The following is a 25379-nucleotide window of genomic DNA, read 5'->3' on the forward strand; positions in this document are numbered from 1 at the left end:
TTTTCAAAGGATAAGGTTGTATTAGATTTTATAGGTATGATGTTTAGCTTCTTTACTTAAACACCAATAGCCACCTCGGTTCAGATTAACTTTTCTAATGCTTCAATTTCTTGCAAAACTGATGCTTCTAGTTCAATTTCTGAAAGTTCAGTGATATCTGATAATTGGGATGAGCCGTCCGCCACAACATCTTCTTCATCTAGTGCTTTTTCTGTTTGGTCTAGATGAGAAGAGAAATCTATCGGCATGACATCATTGGCTAAATACTCTACCAATGCTTCTACTGTAGGATAATCAAATAACAGTGTTGAACTTAAACTTGTTCCTAAGCTTGACTCCAATCGATTTTTTAATTCTACTGCTGTCAAAGAATCTAATCCTAAGTCAAATAAAGGTTGACGCATGCCGATCTTTTGTGTATCTTTCCAGCCTAATGTTTTAGCGATCGCTAAGCGAAGGTGAGTTGTTAATAGCTCGTGACGGTCTGAAACCAGTGCTGCTTCTAGCTCTTCTCTAAATGCCGACTTTTGAGTTAATGATGGTGTTTGGGAAATGAAATCCGACAAAAATGGTATCTTTTGTCCACCAGGAAACTGCCTGATAAATTGTGACCAATTAACCGGGAATACCCCCACTTGGCTTTGAGATTCTGATAATAATGACCCCAATGCCTGCATGCCCCTTTCTGGCTCTATGGCACTTAAGCCCATGCTCTCCATCCGTTGCTGATTTTGAACTGCTAAACTAGCGGCCATGCCTGCTGATGCCCAAGCTCCCCAGTTGATACTCAATCCTGGCAGTCCCATACTGCGACGATAGTGAGCTAGGGCATCCATAAACCCATTCCCTGCAGCATAATTGCTTTGACCTGGTGAACCCAACATAGAAGCTATAGACGAAAAACATACAAAGAAGTCTAAGGGGAAATCTTTGGTTAGTTGATGCAAATACCAAGTTCCTTGGACCTTTGGTGCCATTACCTTGGTAAACTGTGACCAACTCATATTTTGTACTAATGCGTCATCTAACACCCCGGCAGAATGAATTACTCCTTTGAGGGGGGGTAATGATGCCTGAATTTGCTGGAAAATTTTCGCCAGATCTTCTCGTTGAGAAACATCCCCCAGTAATACACTCACAGAGGCTCCAGCTGTTTCCAACTCCTCAATAATTTTTTGTGCGGTTTCCTTCGGAGCACGACGTCCAGTTAAAACGATATTTCTTGCTCCTTGAGTTACCATCCATTGGGCTACTTCCAATCCTAAGGCTCCTAATCCTCCAGTGATCAAATAACTTGCGTCTGCTGTGATAGATTTGGGCTCACTTTGGGCTTCTGGCATGGAAACCACTACCTTGCCTACATGTTTAGCTTGCTGCATGTACCGGAAGGCTGCTGTAATTTCTGTACTAGGAAATACTTTATGAGGTAAGGCTTTGAGTTTTCCTTGGTTCCACTGCTGGGTTAATTCTTCTGATAGTTGCCCAATTAAACCCGGTTGCTGTTGGACTGCTTCTTGTAAATCAAAGGGGAAATAACTCACATCTGGTCGTTTTTCCTTGACTTGCTCTTTTTCCCAAATTCCGATTTTGCCGATTTCCACAAATCTGCCTTTTGGGGTTAATACTGCCAAGCTCTGGGGAATATACTCTCCGTTGAGGCTATTGAGCACGACATCTACCCCTTCTCCTGCCGTGCGTTTCATGATTTCCTCGGCAAAATCTAGGGTGCGGGAGTTCATAATGTGTTTAATGCCCAAAGATTGGAGAAATTCCCATTTGCTTGGACTAGCTGTGGCAAAGATTTCTGCTCCTGCAACTTGGGCTATTTGGACTGCCGCTTGCCCTACTCCACCAGCTGCTGCATGAATTAATACTCGCTCTCCTGGTTGAATTTTGGCTAAGTGCTGCAACCCGTATTGGGCAGTTAGGAATGTCAAGGGTAGAGTCGCCGCTTCGCTGAAACTCATTTGTTTGGGCTTGGCTACTACATACTCTACTGAGGTGGTAATGAAACTGCTCAAGCCATCGTGCAAGAGTAATCCTATTACTTCGTCTCCTACTTGCCACTGTGAAACTTGTTCTCCTACTGCGGAGATTTTCCCAGCACATTCAAAGCCGAATGTTAGTTGCTCTGCGCTAGTAATGTTAAAGTGTTCGGCATAGTAGTCTTTGAGTAATCCGAGGGCATTGAGCACGTCTCGGAAGTTTAGCCCCACCGCTGCTACCTCAATTTCTACTTCATTTGCCAAGGGCGTTTTCCGCTGCATTGGCTGCCAGTTGAGGTTGTCTATGACTCCGTATTCTGACAGTTTTAATTGCACTGGTTGGTCCGCTGAGGTGATTGGTTTTTGCTGTGGTTTTTGTACTAGTCTGGCTACATAGCGACTTCCTTGACGTATCGCTATTTGGTCTTCTACATCTTCTGATAAGAGTTCAGCTACTAGGGAGTCTAATATTTGAGTCTGCTCTAAGTTTGGGTCACAATCAAGGCGTTTACACCCTAATTCTGGGTGTTCTTGGGCAATGACTCGTCCTAGTCCCCATAAGCTTCCATACTCAGGGTTGATTACTTCTGAGTCTGAGATTACCCTTTGAGTTCCTCGGGTGACTAACCACAGTTTTGGGATGGTTTCAGGTTTGCTGTTGATAATTGCTTGCACTAAATGCAGCACTGTGGCACAACTTTGTTCTTGAACTGTTTGTATTTCTAGATTGTCTTTGCTTTCGCTCTCCTGCACTCCCCACAGATAGACAATCCGAGTAATCCCTGAATTTTCTGCTAGCAGCTGTTGAAATTGTTCTCTACTGGTGGGATTGATTTGATAGTGTTGCTGAGTTAGTTTCTTATAGGTATCTCCTGGTGAGACTCTGATAGACTCGTGACTTTTGCGTTGTAGTGCTTCTACCAGTTGAGTATCCTGTGCGAAAACTAACCATTTGTCAGTTGCTGATGATGGGGTAGTTGATGGTAGGGGTTGGGTTTGCCAGTTGATCTGATAAAACCAATGGCTAATATCTGGTTGCAGGCTTTTCAATAGGGCATCGGCTGTAGTTGCCGTTACTCTTAATCCCTCAATTTCTGCCAGTAGACTTCCCTGATTATCTACTAATTTAATACTTCCTTTTAAAGTGTTTTCTGGTATTTCTACTATCGCCCATACTTGAGTTATTGTCTGACGATACTGTTTTAATTTGTCTATTCCTACTGGCAGATAAGCTTTGTCGTCTGTTTCTGTGTTGCCTATAGCATGACCTAGGATTTGTAGAGCAGCATCTAAGAGGGCTGGATGTAACTGATAGTCTGTTGCCTGTCCTGCTATTTCCTCTGGTAAGGCTATTTTCCCTAGGGCTTTCCCTTGACCTTTCCACAATTGTTTGATTCCTTGGAAGCTGTTGCCGTAGTCTATCCCTCTTGACTTAAATTGTTGATAATGTTGTTGGATGTCTATTACTTGACTACATTCTCTCTGGTATTGCTCTAGGTCAATTTTGGCTTTGGTGTTGGTAGTTGAGTCTAGGAATATTTTACCTTCGGCATGCAATGTCCACTGGTTTGCCTGTTGATTGTCACCTTCTGATGTACTAAATATCTCAAGCTTATAGCTATTGTTTTCTAAGGTGCTGATTACTGTTTGTACTGTCTTTATGTCTGTTTCTGGTATCACTAACCCTCGCACTATGGTTACATCAGAAACTACGACTTGCTCTCCAGTCGTTAACAAATTTTTCCCAACTGCAGCGGCTATTTCTAAATAGCCTGTGGCTGGAAAGAGCACCTTGTTAAATACTTGGTGCTGACTCAGGTAGGCTGGGGATTCTGCTGTTAGGTATGATTGGAAATGATGTTGATTTTCTATTCTTGCTAGGTTGAGTTTTTCTCCTAGTAACGGATGCAGGTTTTTGGCGGTTGACCCATAGGGTTTTGGTTGGTAGCCATTTTGAGTTTCTACCCAATACCTTTCTCTTTGGAAGGGATAAGTGGGCAATATTACTTTCTCACGGTTATAGTTTTGGTCAAATTTAAACCAATCTACTTTAGCTCCCTGCACATACAACTGTCCTAAACTCGAGAGCATCTGCTGCCATTCATCCACTCCCGGACGTAATGAGGGCAGCCACACACCCATCTCTTCCGGTAGACATTGACGCCCCATACCTAACAAAATTGGTTTAGGTCCGATTTCCAGGAATAATTCATATCCTTCTTGGTGCAGAGTTTTCATGCTCTGGACAAATTGCACTGGTTGGCGCACATGATTTACCCAATACTTGCCTGTCACTATGTTATTGTCCGCTTTTGTACCTGTGACATTCGATATTAGTGGTATCCTTGGTTGATTGTAGGTGAGTTGATTGGCTATATCTTCAAACTCTGCCAACATCGGTTCCATCAATGGTGAATGGAAAGCATGGGATACCTGTAATTGTTTCGTTTTGATGCCAACGGATTCGAGGTGAGTGGCGATCGCCTCTACTGCTTCTGCTTCCCCAGAAATTACTATGCTTTGGGGTCCATTGATGGCTGCTATGGCTACTTTTTCTGACCGGGACATCGCCTTCAAAGTTTCTAGCACTTTCGACTTTGATGCCATCACTGAAACCATTGCTCCACCTGCAGGTAGTTTCTGCATCAAGGAGCCCCTAGCAGCAATTAGTTTCAAACCAGCTTCTAAGCTGAATACTCCTGCTACGGTTGCTGCTACATATTCTCCGACACTGTGACCCATAACGACATCTGGTTTGATGCCCCAGGATTGCCAGAGTTTGAAGAGGGCATATTCTATGGCAAATAGAGCTGGTTGGGTATAAGCTGTTTGGTCTAGTAGGGATGAATCTGATAAGTCGTCTGCTGGATAGAGAATCTCTTGTAATAACTTATTTGGGAACGTTTCTAGGCTACTGAGAATTTCCTCGCATTGGTTAATCGCTTCACGGAAAGTTGGTGCTTGTTGATACAACTGCCTTCCCATGTTGACGTATTGGGAGCCTTGTCCTGTGAATAACAAGGCGATTTCAGGAACTGTACTGTTGTTTGGCAGGTCTCCTGAGTAGATTCCGACTACCTCTTCTCCCTCTTGCTGTTGTCGAAGTTTGTCAACTAATTCTTGTTGGTTGGAAGCGACAACTGCTAGTTTGTGGTTAAAGTGAGTACGTCCTGTGTTCGCTGTATAGCAGATGTCGGCTACCCCTAATTCAGGGTGAGCTTTGAGATAATTTTCATAACTACTGACCAACTCATCAAGAGCTGTTTGAGTTTTAGCTGAAAGAGTTAATAGATGGAGTGAACGTTCTAAATACTCTTCTCTTTTGAGTTTTGCTCCTTTGCTGTCCTTGAGGACTTGCTTTTGACCACCCGTGGCCCTTGAGGACTTGCTTTTGACCGGTATTGGCGCTTCTTCTAAAATTACATGAGCATTCGTTCCACTCATGCCAAATCCACTGATTCCAGCCAAACGAGGTTTCTCTCCTTTGAGCCACGGGAAAGCTTTTGTCGGAACCTTAACTGGTATTTGCTCCCAATTAATCCGAGGATTAGGCTGATTGAAGTGAAGATTTGCCGGAATCTCTTGATGCTGAAGAGCTAGAACAACTTTAATCAAAGCAGCTATTCCCGCTGCTGCTTCCAAATGTCCAATATTACTTTTGACTGCACCTAAGAACAGAAGTTGTTCCTTAGTTCTTTGTTGACAATAGACTTCGTCGAGCGCTCTTACCTCCAGAGGATCTCCCAAAGACGTACCCGTACCATGACACTCAACATAGCTAATCTGTAAGGGATTAACCTTGGCATTGTTCAAGGCTTGATGAATTACCTTTTTCTGAGCCTGCTGATTCGGAACTGTAAACCCGCTACTAGGCCCATCATGATTAATTGCTGAACCTTTTACCAGTGCTAAAATACGGTCACTATCTGCTAGAGCATCTCGAAGACGCTTGAGTACAACTATTCCACAACCCTCTCCCCGGGCAAAACCATCAGCACTGGCATCAAAGGTTTTACACCGACTATCAGGTGATAAAGCTTTACCTTTGCAAAGTACATGAGTAGTATTAGGAGCAAGCATCAAGTTTACCCCTCCCACTAGAGATAGATTCGACTCCCTAGAACGTAAACTTTGGCAAGCCAAATGTAAGGCAACCAAAGATGAAGAACAAGATGTGTCTAGGAATAAAGTAGGTCCTTGTAACCCCAAAATGTAGGCAATTCGACCTGCTGACATACCCATATTAGAGCCTATGCCTAAATAAAAATCAGGTAATTTGTCAGGTCGATTTGTACCAATAACTGCATAATCATTGGTCATCTGACCAACGTATACTCCTGTATCAGTATTTTTCAAACTTTTGGGGGAGATACCTGCATTTTCTAAAGCTTCCCAAGTAACTTCTAAAAGCAGGCGTTGTGAGGCGTCCATATTGGCTGCTTCTGTACCAGAAATCCCAAAAAATTCTGGCTCGAATTGGTCTACTGGTTGTTGGAGAAAATAACCCTGACGAACATAGATTTTGTTAGGTACATCAGGGTCTGAATCATAGTATAAATCAACATCCCATCGGTCTTTAGGAATCTCTGTCCTGAGATCCCTTGCCTCTTGGAGCAATTTCCAGTAAGTTTCTGGACTATCAACTCCACCAGGAAAACGACAGCCAATGCCAATAACGGCTATTGGTTCTGTAGCTGCTGTTTCAATTTCATGCAGTTTGGCAGTTGCTTGTTGAATTTTTAGCAGCAGAAGTTGCTGATTGGATAGTTGGGTTGTTTGGGAGCTAAGTTCCATCTTTATTGCTTCTGTACTCTCTTATTTTAAGAAATTTGCTATTACTTACTGACTTCACTTATAGAAGTTGATCAAGCTGACTTACAGCTTGGGAAACTGCTAGATCCATTTCATCTTCTGAAAGCTGATTAATTTCAGCAGCTAGACTTTCTGAAAGCTCTGATTCTAAGGAACCTTCATCTACCATATCATCTAGTGTTTCAGCCTCACTGGCGGCTGTACTATTTGATGATAGAATCACTTTGTTTTCTAGGTAATCAGTTAAAGACTCAATATTCGCATACTCAAAAGCTATAGTTGATGGTAGTGAACAATCAAAGCTAGTTTGCAATTTATTCCTGAACTCTACAGAGGTCAAAGAGTCCATACCTAGATCAAAAAATCCTGTTTCTAATGAAATGGATTCGGGATGATTGATTCCTAAGACGAGGGCTAATTGACGACGGACATGAGCTAGTAATAATGAGCGACGTTTGCTGGGTGCTGTTGCTTCAAGCTTTAACAAAAATTCTGACTTGGATATTTCAGAAGTAGTTTGGATTGTTTCCTGCCAATCTGTAAAGAAAGGCCATTGAGCTACTCTTTCTTGCCAAGCTGACCACTCGATTGGCACAACTCCTACTTCTATATCTGATAGGTTGTTTTCCTGAGCCTTAGCTGTACTACTCATCAGTAGCTCAAGGGACTCTAACACCTGAGTTGGAGAGAGCGCACCCATACCCTGCTGCTGCCCCCTAACATCTGCTCCCCGTTCAGCTGCCTCTCCCACTTGAGCAACAGCTCCCCAATGAATGCTCAATCCGGGTAATCCTATTCCTCGACGATAGTGAGCTAAACCATCAAGAAACCCATTGGCTGCAGAATGATTTCCCTGACCCGGTGAACCCAACAGAGATGCTGCGGAAGAAAACAGCACGAAAAAGTCCAATGGTTGGTTTTGGGTGAATTGATGCAAATGCCAAGCTCCTTGAACTTTGGGAGCCATCACTTGCTCAAAGCTCGACCAACTCTGGTTTTGTAGCACTCCATCTGACAACATCCCTGCCGCATGAATGACCCCTGCTAATGGTATTTTTGAATGCTCAATTTTGTACAGCACTCTGGTGATCGATTCAACATCAGACACATCAGCTTTTTCCACGACCACTTGAGCTCCAGCCATTTCTAACTCAGTCAGTTTTTGGTTGGCAGCATCATCCGGTGCACGGCGTCCTAACAAAACTAAATGCTTGGCTCCCTTGTCCACCATCCAACGAGCCACCAGTAACCCTAAACCTCCCATACCTCCTGTAATCAAGTAGGTAGAATCCTCACGGAAACTCAAAGACTGTTCGGTAGTGGCATCAGTCTGCTGATGGTGACTAGCCACCAATCGAGCCACATAACGCCCATCTCCTCGCCATGCTACCTGGTCTTCTTGATCCTTAGACCAGATTTCTTTGAATAGTACATCAGCTTGCTTCTTTATCGTCTGGTGTGGGTCTAAATCTATGCGCACGCAGTTTAGTTCAGGGTGTTCTAAGCTAATCACTTTCCCCATTCCCCACAGTGAAGATTGGGCTAGTCCTGGTATTACCGGATAACTTGAGGGTACTGGTTGGGCACCACAAGTGACTAACCATAACTGGGGTGGTTGGGATAACCCAGCTTTGACTAATGCTTGTACCAAAGATAAAGTAGTGCCACACCCTAGTTTAGATAAGTTTTTTAATTCCTCAGAGTTGATGTTATTAATCACCCCCGCTTCAGTTGTCCAACATTGCACTACTCCAGATAACGATGGTGATTTGGCGTTTACTGTCTCTATTAGTTGTTCAAATTCTGAGAAGTTGTCGGGGTTAATGGTAAATTCTCCTGGGGCAATCTGTTGATAGTTTTCTCCCCAAAATACTAAGGTACAAACGTCTCCTTCTGAGTGCAGTTGGCTAGCTAGCTGTTGAGCAATTCCTTGTTGGTCTGCTAGTATCAACCAACCCTTTGGTGTCTCCTTCGTTGGTTCTAACTTTGTTGAAGCTGCTTGGGCTACAATCACCGTCTGTTGAGACAAAGCTTCTGCCATTCCTTCAACTTCTGGCAGAGTCACTACTTGAGTAAAACCTGTTTCACTCAATACTTTTTTCCACTGCTCCCGATTCAGCAGAGGGTAGTCTGGTCTTAATTCATAATCAGTAAATTTCCACCATCCTTCTAATAGTCCGAAGATTAAATCTACCCACCGAGATCGAGTTGTTGCTTCATACAAGACCAATATCCCCCCTGGTGCTAACAGTTGTCGCACATGGGATAAGGTTTGCTTAAGACTTGTGGTTGCATGGAGGACATTGGCCGCAATAATTACATCATATCGATGAGACTCAAATCCTTGGCTGCTTGGGTCTACCTCTATATCTAAGGTTTGATATCCCAAGAATCGATAATCCTGGAATTTCTCTTGGGCTTTACTCGTAAACAATGCTCCTATATCGGTGAAGATATATTCTGTTTGGTTAGGATTGAGGTGAGGCAGAATATAGCTTGTCGTCCCTCCTGTTCCGGCTCCGATTTCCAACAAACGTATTCCTCGGCTAGGTGGTAACTTCTCCATAGCTTTCATGATGACTTTTTCCACTATCGTGTTCATCACTTTTGCTACAGCTGAGTCTTTATACAGTTGGGTTGCTGTGGTTAAATCCCCTTGAGGGAACACCAGTTGCACTGGGTCAATTTCTCCTCGTAGTACCCCGCTTAGTTGAGATGCACAACGCTCCAATAATGTCAATGTTGCTGCTTCATCTGGATATTGACTTAGTAGACTCTGGCTTTGTTTACTCGGGTTGACTTTCTGCGCTGTTTTTTGAACCTGCCACTGCTGTTGATTAGACTGGAGTATTCCTACTTCTGCTAGGATTTGTAGTAGACGCTCGAATAGCCTTACCTGAGTTGGAACTACCCCTAAACATTGGGCTGCTGCATCTAAGTCGAAGCTCTCTGTCGGCTGGTATGACCAACCCATCTGCAACAAACCTTGCACTATATAATCTACGCTTAATTCTTCTAATTGAGTTCCGATTTCTGAGGTGCGAGCATTATCTAAGAGAGTTACTAATTCTGTGAGACTGGGAGCCAATTGCTGGGAGACTTCTACAGGATCTAGCAGAAAATCTGGAGGTAGCAACCTGCCCAAAAGACCTTTGGTTCTCCATTCTACTTCATACAACCAATTACTCAAATCTGAACCCAGAGTCATCAACAAAATTTTGGGATTAGCTTTCCTACCTTCAAAACCAATAACCTGAGCAACTAGCTGCCCATGTTGGTCAAACAATTGTATATCGGCTTTGAATTTTTCTCCTGATTGTTTATCTTTCGAGCCACAGGTATAACACCAAAGCAGATCATTATCAGAACTATTATAGAAAGTGAATTTATCTATACTGAACGGAACAAACGTTTCATTCTTGTTGCCAGATTGATCTAAAACAAGTGCGATTATTGATTGAAAGCACGAGTCAACTAGAGTCGGATGTAGTTGATACTTTGTTGTATTAAGGATAGTTTTTGGGACTTTCATTTGACAAAGAACTTCTCCCTCTCCTAACCATACCTGCTCTATCCAACGGAAACTCTGTCCTAAGTGAATCTGTCTATCCCAGAGATGCTGGTAAATTTCTGCACTATCTATTTTTTGGCTACATCTGGCTTGAATTTCTTCTAGAGGTATTAGTGATTGCTCAGCATTGGCAACAGACAATTTTCCTGTGGCATGAACTGCCCAGTCACTGATGTGACTACCATTGTTTGAAACTTGATTAATCTGTGATTCTAAAGAGTCGTCAAAGCTAATCACTTGAAATGAAAAAGAGTTATTTTGCGGTGTCAAAACCACCTGAACTGTTCGCACCCCTTGTTCCGGAATTGCCAGTGCTTGAGGAAACAGAATATCCTCGATTTGACATTCGGTTGCGGCAAAGGTTAGAGATGCCGCTGCTAACAAGAGGGAGATATGACTGGCACCAGGAACTACCACTTGTTCATACACAATGTGGTCAGCTAAAAATGGCAGATTTTCAGTGCTAAAGTAAGACTCAAAAAAGATTTCTTTTGATAAGGGAGATTGAAACTTTTGATTAATCAGAGGATGGAGCTTAGTTGTAGAGATTGTTTTTCCATCCCAATCATTAGTTGTTTCAACCCAATACCTTTTACGTTGGAAGGGATAAGTTGGTAAAACGACTTTCTGATGGTTATAATCTCTGTCAAATTCTGACCAATTGACTTGAACTCCATGTACATACAACTGTCCTAAGGTAGAGAGTATCTGTTGCCATTCATCTACCGCAGGACGCAAAGAAGGCAACCAGACACCTACCCCTTCTGGCAGACATTGATGTCCCATGCCTAATAATATTGGTTTGGCTCCTATTTCTAGGAATATTTCTAAACCTTGTTGGTGTAGGGTTTCCATACTAGCGGCAAACTTTACGGTCTGGCGTATATGATTGACCCAATAGTTGGCTGTGGCAATACCATTGTCTACTTTTTTGCCTGTAACATTAGAAATTAGTGGTATTTTTGGTTGATGGTAGGTAACTTGATTAGCTACAGCTTCAAACTCTGCCAACACCGGTTCCATTAATGGTGAATGAAAAGCATGGGATACTTGTAGTCTTTTAGTTTTGACTCCCTCTGACTCTAATTGATTGACAATAGCTGCAATAGCTTCTGTTTCACCAGAAATAACCACACTTTCTGGTCCATTAATTGCAGCAATTGCGACCTTGTCTGTGTAGGGGGTAATCAATTCACGAACTTTTGACTTCTTAGCCATGACTGAAACCATCTCACCATCAGAGGGTAACTGTTGCATTAACCTTCCCCTAGCTGCAATGAGTTTTAGACCATCTTCTAAACTAAAAATTCCTGCTATTGTTGCTGCTACATATTCTCCCACACTGTGACCCATTACCGCATTGGGTTTAATTCCCCAAGATTCCCATAACTTAGCCAAGGCATACTCTATAGCAAATAAGGCGGGTTGGGTATAAGCTGTTTGGTCTAGTAGAGAGGAGCTTGATGATGGTGCATTTTGAGGATAGAGAACTTCTAAGAGTCGATATTCCAGATAGGACTCTAAAATTTGGTCACATTGTTCCAAAGCTTTACGGAAAGTCGGCTGAGTTTCGTAGAGTTGCCTTCCCATATTCACATACTGGGAACCTTGACCAGTGAACAAGAAAACTATTTTCGGTGGATTTTTGCTAGCATGTCCAGAAAATAGTCCAACTGCTTGCTCCCCAGTTTCCTGGTAATGTAGTTTTTCTACTAGTTCTTTGCGGTCAGCAGCAATAACCGCTAATCGATGTTTGAAATGAGCTCTTCCTGTGTTGGCTGTATAACAGACATCTTCTAGCTCCAATTCTGGATGATTTTCCAGATAATGGAGATAACTAATGACTAACTCCGCCAGGGCGATTTCTGTTTTCGCTGACAGCGTTAGTAGATTAATTGAACGTTCTAAGCAATCTTCACTGTTGCCTGTTGCCTTCCCCCCTTGGGGGGACACAGGGGGGGGTTGCCTGTTGCCTTCTCTTGGAGCTTCTTCTAGCACTATATGAGCATTAGTGCCACTAATAGCAAAGGAACTAACTCCTGCCACTCGTTGACCACTGGATGAGGACCAAGGTGTCAGTTGAGTGGGAACTTCTAGAGGTAGATTCTCCCAATCAATATAGGGGTTAGGATGTTTAAAATTCAGTGATGGTGCAATTTTTTGATGTTGGAGTTGTAGAACTACCTTAATCAATCCGGCAATTCCCGCTGCGGCTTCTAGGTGACCGATATTGGTTTTAACTGAACCAATCCTCAAAGGATGTTCTTGGTTATGTCCCTCCTCAAACACCGTGCCTAAGGCTCTAACTTCCATCGGATCCCCTAAGGAAGTTCCTGTACCATGAGCTTCCACATAACCTACCTGAGATGGTTCTATTTTGGCTGCTTTGAGAGCTTGTTGAATAAGCTGTTCTTGGGCTAGTTTATTAGGTACTGTCAGCCCACTACTAGGTCCATCATGATTAACCGCTGAACCACGAATCACTGCCCAGATTTGGTCACCATCTTTAAGAGCATCAGACAGGCGCTTAAGTACTACCATGCCACATCCCTCTCCCCTACCATAACCATCCGCCGCAGCATCAAAAGTCTTACATCTGCCATCCGGTGATAGAGCCTTCAATTTTGATAGTGCGGTGGTAACGTGAGGAGAGAGTATCAGTTGTACCCCTCCTGCTAAAGCCAGATTAGACTCACCCCGACGCAGACTATGGCAAGCCTCATGTATAGCTACCAGAGATGCTGAACAAGCTGTATCTATTGCTAAAGATGGACCTTGCAATCCCAAGAAGTAAGATAGCCTACCTGCGGCAAAACAAAAGCCATTGCCTGTAGCATCGTAAGGGCTGATATTTTCTAGTTGGTTAAAACCCAAATCAGCATAATCGTTTTGACCCATACCTAGAAACACTCCTGTGTGGGTATTTTCTAATTGTTGGGGGTTAATTCCCGCTCTTTCTAAAGCTTCCCAAGTTACTTCTAAAAGAAAACGTTGTTGTGGGTCAAGGCTATGGGCTTCTCTCGGAGAGATGCCAAAAAACTCAGGCTCAAACTGATCTACCTGATCCACTAAGGAAGCATGACGGATATACATTTTCCCTGGAGTATCAGGGTCAGGATGGTAAAAATAATCTGGATTCCAGCGTTCAGGTGGAATTTCTCTAACTCCATCTTCACCATTAGCTAACAGTTGCCAGAAGCTTTCTGGAGTGTTGGCATTTCCTGGGAATCGACAACCAATACCAATAATGGCAATAGGTTCACTTTTGGCAAGTTCCATCATCTCCAACTTAGCTTCTGCTTGCTTTAGCGCCAGAAACATCTGTTTGGATAATGATAGTTGCTCTTTGTTGGTAGTCGGTTCCATGAATTTTGATCCTTGACTTATTATTTGACTTTTTGATTAATTAAACTGTCCTTATTTCAGAAGTTTATCAAAGCATACTCTTAATTTTTTCTAATTGTTGAGCTGCTAGTGCTTCAAATTCCTCTTCTGAGATATCTTCGATAACTGGCAAAATCTGCTCATCTACATCTACCTCTTTTCGTTCAGGTAAATTACTCTCGGAATCTGCTACTGATTTCCATCCCATGACTTCTTCAAATATATACCGAGATAGTTTGTCAATTGTGGGATATTCCATAGCTACTGTCCCAGGTAAGGTAATCCCTAGTTGAGCTTGTAATCGATTCTTTAATTCCACTGTTGTCAAAGAGTCCATCCCCATTTCCATAAAGCCCAAATTGATTTCTGGTAATTGAGATGAACTTAAGCCTAATACCTTGGCTACTTGCCCTCGAATGTGTTCCTTTAGAATTTCCTTACGTTCGCCTGCTGATGCCTTATCTAATTGATCTAAAATTTCTCGTTCTAGCTTCTGCTTCAGAATATCTTGTTGCTGTAATTCATCTTGGTGTAATAGTTCCTGTAGTAATGAACTTTTATTTAGATTACTCCACTGTTGTGCCAATAATGACCACTCTACATATATTACACCAATTTGTCCAGTTAGAGTTTGATTGGCTAACAGTTGCTCCAAGGCAGACATTCCTTGTTCGGGGGCAATATCATTAACTCCACTGGTATGGATGCGATTTTGATGCTGAGCCGCTAAATTATTCGCCATTCCTCCAGACGCCCAAGGACCCCAGTTAATAGTTAATCCAGACAATCCTCTACTTCGACGATAGTTAGCCAAAGCATCCATAAAGGCATTGGCAGCAGCATAATTTCCTTGACCTGGTGAACCGATTAAGGAAGCTATTGAAGAGAAGCAGACAAAGAAATCTAACGGTAGCTCTTGGGTAAATTGATGTAAATGCCAAGTTCCTCCTACCTTTGGTGCCATTACTTTGGCAAAATTCTCCCAACTCATCTGTTGCAGGGTTGCGTCATCAAGTATTCCGGCGGCATGAATAATACCTTTTAGTATAGGTAAAGATGTCTGAATCTGTTCAATAATTTGGGCAACATCTTGTTCAAGAGAAATATCTCCTAACAAAACCTTAACTTTAGCTCCTGCTTGTTCTAACTTTTCTATGATTTCTTGTACTTTTTCTGATGGAGCACTACGTCCAGTCAACACCAGATGTCGAGCGCCCTTTTCTACTAGCCATTGTGCTGTATGTAACCCTAAAGCTCCGAGTCCTCCTGTAATTAAGTAAGTGGCATCAGATGCTAAGGATAGTGCTTCAACAGATGCCTGAAGAGATTGCTGAACCAAACGGGCTACATAGGTTTTTCCTTCTCGTAAAGCTAGATAGTCTTCTTCTGAGTTGTTTACTAGTAATTGCAACAGCTTTTCTACATCCTCTTCTGATGTTTGCGGGTCTAAATCTACCAATCCCCCCCAAAGCTGCGGATGTTCTAGAGACACGACTCTACCTAATCCCCACAAGGGTGAGGCAGCTACTGTTAGTTTTTCCATGTTCGATAATACTGACTGAGCGCCCCTGGTGACTAGCCATAATTGAGGAACATTGGTAGTTTTGAGCACACTTTGTAGCAGGTGCAATACACTAGCACACCCCCACAGTTGAGTCTGCTCTAAGGTGTTTAGGGTTAAATGTTCCGTAACTGGAGCATCTAAGCTCCACAAATGGATTACCCTTGATAAGGGCAGTTGACTGGTTTCTATAATGGCTTCATAAAGTTGTCCAAATTCTTCAGGAGCAGAGGGATTGAGTTGATATCTTCCTGTTGCTAGTTGTTGATATTTATCTGCTCGATAAACTAAGCTACATTTATGTCCTTGCTGTTGTAATTTTTGGGCTAATTTCTCTGCTACCCCCGTATTGTCGGCAAAAATCAACCAATGACTCACTTGAATGCCGTTTTTTAGGTAAATTTCAGGTAAAGGTTGCCACTGAAGTTGATAGAACCAATCTTTAATCCTTGCTGCTGCTAATTGTTGCTGATGTTGCTTAGTTAGTAGTTCTAAGATTTTCGGTAAAAGTTTAAGCTGTTCTGGTGAAAAGTTTGCTGCTTTTTCCAGTTGTTGTGCTAAGGTGTCAATTTCTCCTTTACTGAGGAGGTTGACGATCTCAGTATTAGTATCTTTCTCTGCAAAAGAAGCATTGCTTTGATATCCATTATCTTTTGTTTCTACCCAGTAGTGTTGTCGTTGGAAGGGATATGTTGGCAATATTACTTTATCACGGTTATAGTCTTGGTCAAATCCTGACCAATCTACTTTGGCTCCCTGTACATATAACTGTCCCAAACTAGAGAGCATCTGTTGCCATTCTTCTACTCCCGGACGCAATGATGGTAACCAGACACCCACTTCTTCTGGTAAACATTGACGCCCCATTCCTAATAATATTGGTTTAGGTCCGATTTCTAGGAATAACTCATATCCTTCCTGATGCAGAGTTTTCATACTCTGGGCAAACCGCACTGGTTGGCACACATGATTTACCCAATATTCGGCAGTGGTAATTTCCAAATTCACCTGTTGACCAGTAATATTTGATATTAGAGGTATCTGAGGCTGACTATAGCTCATTTCTTTGGCTACTGCTTCAAATTCTGCTAGCATCGGTTCCATCAGAGGAGAATGGAAAGCGTGAGACACTTGTAGTTGTTTGGTTTTGATGCCAACGGATTCAAAATTAGTTGCGATCGCTCTTACTGCTTCGGCTTCGCCAGAAATTACTGTGCTTTCGGGTCCATTGATGGCTGCTATGGCTACTTTTTCTCCTAGGGACATCCCTTTCAAAGTCTCTAGAACTTTCAACTCTGATGCCATAATTGAAATCATCTCGCCACCAGCAGGTAATTTCTGCATCAAAGAGCCTCTAGCGGCAATTAGCCTCAAACCAGCTTCTAAACTCCATACTCCTGCTACAGTTGCCGCTACATATTCTCCTACACTATGACCCATAACGACATCTGGTTTAATCCCCCACGATTGCCAGAGTTTAAATAGGGCATATTCTATGGCAAATAAAGCAGGTTGAGTATAGGCTGTTTGAGCTAGTAGGGAGGAATCTGATGAGTCATCTGTTGGATAGAGTATTTCTCGTAGTGACTTTTCCTGAAACGTTTCTAGGTTACTGAGAATGTCCTCACATTGGTTAATCGTTTCACGGAAAGTTGGTGATTCTTGATACAACTGCCTGCCCATGTTCACATATTGTGAGCCTTGCCCTGTGAATAGAAAGGCGATTTTGGGTGTTGTGTTGTTGTTGGGCAGTTCCCCTGAAAAAATTCCGGTTACCTCTTCTTCCTGTTGGTGCTGTCGGAGTTTGTCCACTAATTTTTGTCGGTTAGAGGCAACAACTGCTAGTCTGTGGTTGAAGTGGGTACGTCCTGTGTTGGCTGTATAACAGATATCGGCTATTTCTAGTTTGGGATAAGTTTTTAGATAATTTTGAGAATTACTGAGTAAATCACTAAGAGCAGTTTGGGTTTTGGCTGAGAGTGTTAACAGATGAACTGAGCGTTCCAAGTAATCTTCACTGTTGCCTGTTGTCTTCCCTTCTTGGGGATTTTGTCTATTGCCTTCTATTGGTGATTCTTCTAGGATCACATGGGCATTAGTCCCACTAAAACCAAAGGAACTTACTCCCGCGATATGACTTTTCCCATTGGTTTGCCAAGGGGTCGGTTTAGTCGGAACTTGTAGAGGTAATTGTGACCAATTAATATAAGAGTTAGGCTGATTAAAATGCAGTGATGGTGCTATTTGTTCATGTTGCAGTTGTAGAACTACCTTCATCAAACCTGCAATTCCTGCTGCTACTTCTAAGTGACCAATATTAGTTTTAGCGGAACCAATGATCACAGGCTGTTCAATAGAGTGGTTTTTGCCAAATACCTTTCCCAACGCTCCGACTTCAATGGGGTCTCCCAGGGAAGTTCCGGTACCATGAGCTTCAATATAACTGACACTGGCTGGCTCCACACCCCCATTGGCCAAGGCTTGGCGAATCACAACTTCTTGAGATGGTCCGTTAGGTACTGTTAAACCACCACTCGGTCCATCTTGATTGACTGCCGTGCCGCGAATTACTGCTAGAACATTATCTCCATTAGCTAGTGCGTCGGAAAGTCGTTTCAAAACAATCACTCCGCATCCTTCACCACGCACATAACCATTGGCAGAAGCATCAAAGGTCTTGCACCTACCATCGGGAGATAACATTTTGGCCTGAGAGAAAACAATACTAAACTTGGGAGATAGAATTAGATTCACACCTCCTGCTAGAGCTAGATTGCATTCTCGCTGTCGCAAACTCTGACAAGCCAGATGCACTGATACCAAAGAGGAAGAGCAAGCAGTATCTACTGCCAGATTCGGTCCAGTAAGTCCCAAGATGTATGATAAACGACCTGTAGCGGCACTCGGTACATTACCTGTACCCCAATAAGCTTCTGGTATTTCAGAGGTTGCCAGCTTATTTAAGTAGTCGTTACTACCGATGCCAATAAAAACTCCTGTGAGACTATTAAACAATTTGTCCGGGACAATGTTAGCCCTTTCGATAGCTTCCCAACTCACTTCGAGCAACAAGCGTTGTTGGGGGTCTAAGCTGTGAGCTTCTCGGGGAGAAATCCCGAAAAATGGGGCATCAAAGCGATCTATTTCGGAGAGAAAACCACCGTCGCGGGTAGCAATTTTGCCGGGAGCATCTGGGTCTGGGTCATAATACTCATCAATGTTCCATCTATTTTTAGGTACTTCGGCGATCGCATCTACTCCATCATTGAGTAACTGCCAAAAGGCTTCAGGAGAATCTACTCCACCAGGGAAGCGACAGCCCATGCCAATTATCGCTATGGGTTCTTTTTCTTGATTTTCAAAAGCTTCTAACTTAGACTGCAAAGTTTCTATCTGGAGAAAAGCATTTTCCATTAATGCTTTATAGTCTATGGTTCGGCTACTTTGACTTTTTTTCATTAGCTTTTTTTACCCTCCAGAGATTCTAATTTTCTAGCCAGTATATTGGCCATTTCATCTTCAGACATTTCCTGAAAACGAAATGTGTTATCTATTTCCTCTTGTTCTAAATTTTCTATTTCATCTAGGTTGGAAGAGAATTCTATTGGGATGACATCGTTTGCTAAATACTCTACCAAAGCCTCTACCGTAGGATAATCAAATAACAGTGTTGAACTTAAGTTAGTTTCTAAACTTGACTCCAAGCGATTTTTCAATTCCACTGCCATCAGAGAATCTAATCCTAAGTCAAACAAAGGTTGACGCATTCCTATTTTTTGTCCATCCCTCCAACCTAATGCTTTGGCGATCGCTGAGCGAATGTGATTTGTTAATAACTCTTGACGCTCTGAAACAGCTGCTGCTTCTAGTTGTTCTCTAAATGCTGACTTTTGGGTTAATGATGGCTCAGTAGAAATCAATGCCTCCAAGAATGGCATCTTTTGCCCACCTGGTAGTGTACTGACAAACTTTGACCAATTAATGGGCAAAACCCCAACTTGGCTGGGAGTCTGTGATAACAATGACCCCAATGCCTGCATTCCTTGCTGAGGTTCTATGGCACGGATACCAATGGTTTCCAGCCTTTGCTGATGCTGACCTGCTAAACTAGCTGCCATCCCTGATGATGCCCAGGCTCCCCAATTGATACTCAATCCTGGCAACCCCATACTGCGACGATAATGAGCTACTGCATCCATAAACTCATTAGCTGCGGCATAATTTCCTTGACCAAGATTTCCCAGCAGAGAAGACATGGAGGAAAAACAAACAAAGAAATCTAAGGGTAGATCTTTGGTCAGTTGATGCAAATGCCAAGTACCCTGTACTTTGGGAAGCATTACTTTTACGAACTGCTGCCAACTCATATTTTGCAGTACCCCGTCATCCAAAACCCCGGCGGCATGAATCACTCCTCGCAAGCTAGGCAACTCCCTTTCAATTCTCTCCATCATCTGAGATACTTGCTGGGAGCAAGAAACATCAGCAAGCTGAACGCTCACCTTTACCCCCATATCCTCCAACTGTGCGATCTTTATTTGTGCTTCAGCTGAAGGAGAACGGCGTCCCATCAATACCAAGTGACGAGCTCCCTTATCCACTAGCCACTTTGAGACCTCTAATCCCAAAGCGCCTAATCCTCCTGTCACTAAATAGCTACCCTGTGCTTGTATCTCTTTCTTTTGTTCTCTCAATGGGGGAATAGCAACCACAACCTTCCCTATATGCTTTGCTTGTTGAAGATATCGGAAAGCTTCGTGCACCTGTCCTAACTCAAACACTTGATGCGGCAGAGGTTGCAATTTCCCCGTCTTCAACTCTGTGCCTAGTTCGCTCCAGAGCTGCGCTACTAGCTCAGGCTGCTCTCGCACCATCTCCACCAGGTCAAAAACCTCATACTTGACATCCGGACGGTATTCTTGTGCTTTGCTCTGTGACCAAATATTAATTTTACCGATTTCAATAAATCGACCTCCATGAGCTAAGGCTTGAAAGCTCTGGGGAATGTACTCTTCATTGAAGCTGTTGAGCACCACATCCACTCCCATATCCTCAGTAGCTGCTTGTACTTGCTCAGCAAATTCCAGAGTCCGGGAATTCATGATTTGCTCTACTCCCTGCTGCTGCAAAAACTTCCATTTGGGAGGACTGGCTGTCGCAAAGACTTCGGCTCCCCTGTTTTGAACCAACTGAACCGCAGCCTGTCCAACTCCCCCTGCAGCGGAATGAATCAACACTCGTTCTCCCGGTTGTAGGTTGGCTAAATAGTTCAATCCGTAGTGAGCTGTGATAAAAGCTGTAGGCAAAGTGGCTGCTGCTTCAAAACTTAGGTGTTGGGGCTTAGGTAGTGCTAAATCAGCTGGAATTGTCATATAGTGGGCCAGGCACCCTATGGCTAAAGCCAACACAACCTCATCACCTACTTGTAAATGCTCAACATCAGAGCCTACAGCTACCACCACACCAGCACATTCCCCACCAAAGACTACCTGCTCGGCACTGTCAAATAGATGTTGAGTATATTCCTGCATCATGCCTAAAGCAGTGAGAACATCGCGGAAGTTGAGACCAACTGCCCTAACTTGAATCTCCACTTCTCCCCTTTCAGGCTGTCGGCGCTGCTGAGGTTGAAGTACAAGATTGTCTAAAGTGCCGTAAGCTCTCAGCCGGAGTTGCTGAGGGTATTCGCCTGAAGATTGGGGCACAAAACGTTCCAGTCTAGCTACATGGCGTTCTCCTTGTCGATAGGCTACTTGGTCTTCAGCATCAGGAGCCAACAACTCTTGCAGTAGCATTTCTACTCCCTCAGCAATGCTGGCATTGTCCGGATCCAAGTCTACACGGTGGCATTTAAACTCGGGATGCTCCAACGCAATCACCCGACCCAGACCCCACAAAGGGGATTGCTGCACATGTATGGTAGTTTGAGCTGCTATACATTGAGCTCCCTGAGTTACCAACCACAGAGGGGGTACTTGAGAATCAAACACTTCGCCTAGAGCTTGGATTAAGTGTAGTGTACTTCCACAGACAAGTTCTTGAGCTTGGTTCAACTGTTGTGAGTCACTGAGCAGACTCCACAAGTGAACCACACCTTGCAGAGTAACCCCTTTCTCAACTATCTTCTGCAACAATTGTTGGAAAGATTCCTTTTGGGTAGGACACACTTGGTAGTGATACTCGCTCAGATACCGAAAATCGTCTCCTGGTGAGACTACTACATACTGCTGATCAAGTTGAGCCAAAGAGCTTGTCAATTGTTCTGCCCAAACTCCCTCAGGTACAAACAACAACCACATACGCGATGTAGCCAAGGGTACTGTTTCCTTAACCTCTGAGGGTTGCCACTGTAGCTGATAAAGCCAATTACTCACATCTGGCTGTAAACTCTTCAGAAATAGCTGACTTGGGGCTCGCTTGACCGTGAAACCGTTAATGCGACCGAACGCCTGACCTGTTTCATCCAGCAACTGGATGTCATAAGAGCGCGTCTGCAACTGCTCGTTGACGCGGGATGGTTCCTCCACATAAGCATAGAAGCGGCTCGGTGTTGGATGCGAAAGCGTCATCTCTTTGACCCGCCAAGGTGCCCAAAACACACCTGAGTCAGAGCTGAAATCGAATAGATCTGGCGTTAGGCGTGTGCAAGCATCAATCAGCACCGGATGGATAGGTTCCCCAGCCAACTGGAATGCCAGTGCCTTTGGGACTTCAATTTCGAGCAGGCTAGTCTCCTCACCTATCCACGCCTGTCGGACAGCCTGCAACATTGGACCGTAAACCAGGGAGATACTGGCATAGATTTCAGTGAGGGTATCGGTGTCCAGTGGTCGCAACTGCTCACATAGGGCCGGGATATCTACACTCAGAGTAGGAGGTGGTGGCGGATTCTCTGAAACGCTCATACTTGCATGCTGTTGCCATTCCTCCTGCTTAGCACCATCCCGACTGAAGACTTCTACAAATTGTTTACCAACATTGTCAGCCGTATGAAGCATTAACTGTGTTTCCCGTGTGGTGTTGGACTCGGCAAGGAAGAGTGGTTGCTGGAAGTTAATATCCTCAACTGCTGCTGGTACTCCAACTGCGGCTAGGGTCATAGCTATGTAGCTCACACCCGGAATCACTGGGGTGTCATAGACACGGTGATCACCAATCCACGGATGATTGTTCAAGTTTATGTCTTGGTGGTAGATTGTCTGTCCCGTCGATGCTAACTCCAGCTTGTTGCCCAACAATCGGTGTACCTGTTGACCTGATAGAACGACAGTCTTGGGAGCTTCCACCCAGTAGCGTTCTCGCTGGAAAGGATAAGTGGGTAACGTGACTTTCTGACGAGCATAATCTCGGTCAAATCCTAACCAATCTACTTTGACTCCCTGTACATATAACTGTCCTAAGCTCAAGAGCATTTGTTGCCATGCATCTACTCCCGGACGCAATGATGGCAACCACACACCGACCCCTTCTGGTAGACATTGCCTTCCCATGCCTAATAGTATTGGTTTCGGTCCGACTTCTAGGAATACTTCAGAGCCAAGTTTGTCTAAAGCTTCCATACTTTGGGCAAACCTTACCGGTTGACGTACATGATTTACCCAATATTGGGCGGTAGTAATGCTACTATCTGCTGTTGTTCCTGTAACGTTAGATATGATTGGAATTTTTGGTTGATTGTAGGCGATTTGATTGGCTAGAGCTTCCCACTCGACCAACATCGGTTCCATTAATGGTGAATGGAAAGCATGGGATACTTGTAGTTGCTTGGTTTTGATTGTCTCCGATTCTAGGTTAGTAGCGATCGCTCTTACTGCTTCTGACTCTCCAGAAATTACTATACTTTGGGGCCCATTGATTGCTGCAATAGCCACTTGCTCACCAAGAGCCATTTCTTTCAATGTTTCTCGAACTTTAGACTCTGAAGCCATGACTGAAAACATTTCACCACCAGAGGGCAACTGTTGCATCAACCTTCCCCTGGCTGCAATTAGTTTCAAGCCATCTTCTAAACTCCAAACTCCTGCTACAGTTGCTGCTACATATTCTCCGACACTGTGACCCATGACTACATCTGGTTTAATGCCCCAGGATTGCCAGAGTTGGAATAAGGCGTATTCTAGGGCAAACAAAGCAGGTTGGGTATAAGCAGTCTGTTCCAGGACAGACTCCTCTGCTTCCAATGAATAGAGAACTTCCAGTAAATGCCTGTCCAGGTAGGGTTGCAAAATTTCCGCACATTGTTCTAGAGCTTTTCTGAAAGTCGGCTGAGTCTCATAAAGCTGTCTACCCATACCCACATACTGAGAACCCTGACCCGTGAATAACATTGCCACTTTGGGGGACTCACCGCCACTGACGACCCCACTCACGAGCCCGGTAACCTCTTCCTCTGTGCCGAAAGCCTTCAGTCTCTCTTGCAGTTCAGCTTTTGTGGCCGCTACCAAACTCAAGCGATGAATGTATGACAACCTTCCAGTGTTAGCAGTGAAGCATATATCTACCAGCTCTTGCTCTGGAGCTCTCTCCAGATGCTGACTATAGCTTTGGACTAGTTGCAGCAATGCCTCTTGGTTTTTGGCAGATAACGCCAATATATTCCATGGTCTTTCCCTCTCTACCTGAGGACTTTTTTGTGAAGATGGTGCTTCCTCTATTACCACATGGGCGTTCGTCCCAGTGAATCCAAAGGAACTTACCCCTGCCAACCGATGACCTGATACTTCCCATGGCGTCAGTTGCTTTGGTACTTGTAGCCAAGGCTGCCAGTCAATCTTGGGATTAGGTTGGTGCAAGTTTAGATGGGCTGGCAGGAGTCGATGCTGTAGCGATAACACCACCTTAATTAGTCCAGATACTCCCGCAGCTGCTTCTAAATGACCAATGTTTGTCTTTACCGAAGCCATCCACAACGGATATTCTGGAGTGCGATCCTCTCCCAGCACTGCCACCACTGCATTTACCTCTATAGGGTCTCCCAAGGAAGTCCCAGTTCCATGAGCTTCCAAATAACTAATCTCAGAAGGCTTAACCTGTGCTTGAGCTAGAGCTTGCTTGATTAATCTTTGTTGCGACTGCCCATTGGGCACTGTTAACCCACTGCTCGGTCCATCCTGATTGACTGCACTACCCCGAATCACTGCTACAATCTGGTCTCCATCAGCCTGTGCATCACTCAGACGTTTGAGCAGCACCATACCACAGCCCTCACCCCGTCCAAAACCATCTGCTGAAATATCAAAAGTCTTACACTGACCATCGGCGCAAATCATTCTAGCTTTGGAGGCATCAATATAGGAGTTTGGGGTTAAATGTAATTTCACTCCTCCCGCCAGAGCCATCTGGCATTCTCCGAGTCGTAAACTATTACAGGCTTGATGAATGGCTACCAGAGATGAGGAGCAAGCGGTGTCAATTGTGACTGTAGGTCCGGTAAAACCAAAGGTGTAAGCTAAACGACCAGCTGCATTGGATAAAGCATTACCTGTTCCTGCATAGGTGACTAATGGACTCTCTGGCTCCTGTTGCAAATGCTGCTGGAGCAATTGTTCGTAGTCACGACCATCATTGCCGATAAAGACCCCAACAGCAGCTTCCTCCAAGCGCTCTAACACTTGCCCACCTTGCTCTAATGCCTCCCAACTCACCTCCAGCAGTAGGCGGTGTTGGGGATCCATTGCCGTTGCTTCACGAGGGGAAATGCCGAAAAATTCTGGATCGAATTGGTCAACATTGTCCACAAAGTGGCCGTGACATGTGAGCATCTTACCCGGAGCATCTGGGTCAGGGTCGTAATAGGCTTCAATATTCCATCTCTCTCTTGGGATTTGCGATCGCGCACTGCTCCCCCCTTGCAACAACTGCCAGAATTTCTCTGGACTAGAGGCTCCACCAGGAAACCGACAACTCATGCCAATGATGGCAATTGGTTCGTGCAAAGTATTATTCAGCTTAGTCTCTAATTTTTTCAGAGCTAATGCAGCTCGCTGCAAAGGAGACAGTTGCTTAATTTGCTGTTTTTCACTCAATATTTGCTCTTTTTTAGTAAATTTATTCAACATAACTTTGT

The 25379-nt window shown here is 43.9% G+C and carries 4 protein-coding genes; all 4 read right to left on the reverse strand.

Annotated elements, in window-relative coordinates; translation table 11 throughout:
* Positions 1-80 precede the first annotated feature (80 nt).
* Positions 81-6779, reverse strand: coding sequence for a type I polyketide synthase (locus LYNGBM3L_RS33195; protein ID WP_008191793.1), 6699 nt, complete (start codon positions 6777-6779; stop codon positions 81-83).
* A gap of 58 nt (positions 6780-6837) precedes the next feature.
* The gene (locus LYNGBM3L_RS35200) at positions 6838-13734 is read right to left on the reverse strand and encodes a type I polyketide synthase (protein ID WP_008191795.1); all 6897 of its coding nucleotides are present in this window, start codon (positions 13732-13734) and stop codon (positions 6838-6840) included.
* A gap of 67 nt (positions 13735-13801) precedes the next feature.
* The gene (locus tag LYNGBM3L_RS33205) at positions 13802-18772 is read right to left on the reverse strand and encodes a type I polyketide synthase (RefSeq protein WP_008191797.1); all 4971 of its coding nucleotides are present in this window, start codon (positions 18770-18772) and stop codon (positions 13802-13804) included.
* Positions 18772-25371 (reverse strand): type I polyketide synthase, encoded by a 6600-nt coding sequence (locus LYNGBM3L_RS35205; protein ID WP_008191799.1) that lies wholly within the window; start codon positions 25369-25371, stop codon positions 18772-18774. The genes LYNGBM3L_RS33205 and LYNGBM3L_RS35205 overlap by 1 nt, the downstream gene beginning before the upstream one ends.
* Positions 25372-25379: the final 8 nt, after the last annotated feature.

The sequence above is a fragment of the Moorena producens 3L genome, assembly GCF_000211815.1.
Lineage (GTDB): Bacteria > Cyanobacteriota > Cyanobacteriia > Cyanobacteriales > Coleofasciculaceae > Moorena > Moorena producens.

What these genes read in the sequence shown, in the direction of transcription:
- LYNGBM3L_RS35200 (WP_008191795.1), bottom strand. Translation starts at nt 13,734, where the DNA reads ATGGAACCGACTACCAACAAAGAGCAACTATCATTATCCAAACAGATG.
- LYNGBM3L_RS35205 (WP_008191799.1), bottom strand. Translation starts at nt 25,371, where the DNA reads ATGTTGAATAAATTTACTAAAAAAGAGCAAATATTGAGTGAAAAACAG.
- LYNGBM3L_RS33195 (WP_008191793.1), bottom strand. Translation starts at nt 6,779, where the DNA reads ATGGAACTTAGCTCCCAAACAACCCAACTATCCAATCAGCAACTTCTG.
- LYNGBM3L_RS33205 (WP_008191797.1), bottom strand. Translation starts at nt 18,772, where the DNA reads ATGAAAAAAAGTCAAAGTAGCCGAACCATAGACTATAAAGCATTAATG.